General features: G+C 65.0%; 1 protein-coding gene. It reads left to right on the top strand.

Annotated features, from left to right (window positions below; all coding sequences use genetic code 11):
* Nucleotides 1-86 precede the first annotated feature (86 nt).
* On the top strand, nt 87-1,286 hold the full coding sequence (locus tag AB0B89_RS36480; RefSeq protein WP_358562382.1) for a hypothetical protein: 1,200 nt from the start codon (nt 87-89) through the stop codon (nt 1,284-1,286).
* The last annotated feature ends 63 nt before the right edge of the window (nt 1,287-1,349 follow it).

Raw genomic sequence — 1,349 nt, 5'->3', positions numbered from 1 at the left:
TCAAGCTCGGTGGCGGCGACGCTGCTCCTGACGGCAAGGCCGGCGTTGTCCCGCCGATCGGCCAGGAGAAGGTCACCCCCACCAAGGTGAAGAACGTCAACCTGCCGAAGACCATTGGTAAGGTCTTCTTCACGGTGGGTGACAAGGAGTACTGGTGCTCCGGGTCCTCGATCCAGAGCAAGTACCACAACCTGGTCGCCACCGCCGGACACTGCGTGTTCGACGAGGGTGTCCAGAACGGTGCGCTCGACAACTGGGTCTTCATCCCGGGCTACTACCAGGGCAAGGCTCCCTGGGGCATCTACGTCGGCAAGGCCGCCTACACCCACTACGACTTCGCGGTGTACGAGGACTACGACAGCGACTACGCGTTCGTCACCGTCTACAACGGCATCGCCTACACCGGCGCCGAAGAGGTCTCCAAGGCCAAGTGGGATGCCTGGGGCGGCGAGAAGAAGCTCGACCGGGAGCGCGTCAGCGAGAAGACCTACCAGGAGTGGCTCGGTAAGGGCGGCGTCGGCGAGGTCATCCCCGGCAGCAAGACCGAGACCGTCGGCCCGGACTTCCCCGGCGCCGTCTTCGCTCCGGCCGAGGTCAACAAGCAGACCTACGACGCCGCTGCCGACCTGACCGTGAAGAAGCCGGGCGCCAAGGCCTTCACCAAGGTCGAGCACGTCACCCAGAGCGAGTACGACGGCTACGAGGGCCTGGGCACCAAGTCGACCGACGACAACGGCAACTACCTGATCACGCACTTCTTCGTGAAGTCCTGGGTCAAGCCGGGCGCCGAGGCCCAGTTCTACATCTTCCACTACGTCATCTTCTACGTGAAGGACGCCGGTCGCCTGGGCGACAACGTCGGCGGCCAGGGCTTCACCTGGAACCAGAAGGTCGGCCAGCCGGTCTACATCTTCGGCTACCCCGCGGCCGCGCACCCCGACGGCGACACCCCCTACACCGGTGTCACGCCGAAGTGGTGCTACGGCAAGACCTTCGCCGCCGCCGCTGCCGCGAAGTTCAAGGCCGAGGCCCAGATCGGCCTCAAGTGCTCCATGACCGCCGGCTCCTCCGGTGGCCCCTGGATCCTCAAGTACAGCAGCACCAAGCGCCTCGGCTACATCAACGGTGTCACCAGCCTCATCGGTGACGCTGACGGCAACGGCCGGATCGACTTCAGCACCTCGCCGTACTTCGACACCGAGACCTACGCGATCTACAAGTCGGCCGCCAACCTGTGGTCCGGCTCGATCGTCACCAAGGACGGCGGCACCACCACCAAGGCCTGACGTTCTAGCCAGCTAGAGCGACAGCAGTCCTAGCAGGGCCCGGCATCCCATGCCGGGCCCTGT

The sequence above is a fragment of the Sphaerisporangium sp. NPDC049002 genome (assembly GCF_040649355.1).
Classification (GTDB): Bacteria; Actinomycetota; Actinomycetes; order Streptosporangiales; family Streptosporangiaceae; genus Sphaerisporangium.
This window is presented reverse-complemented; position numbering and strand designations above follow the sequence as displayed.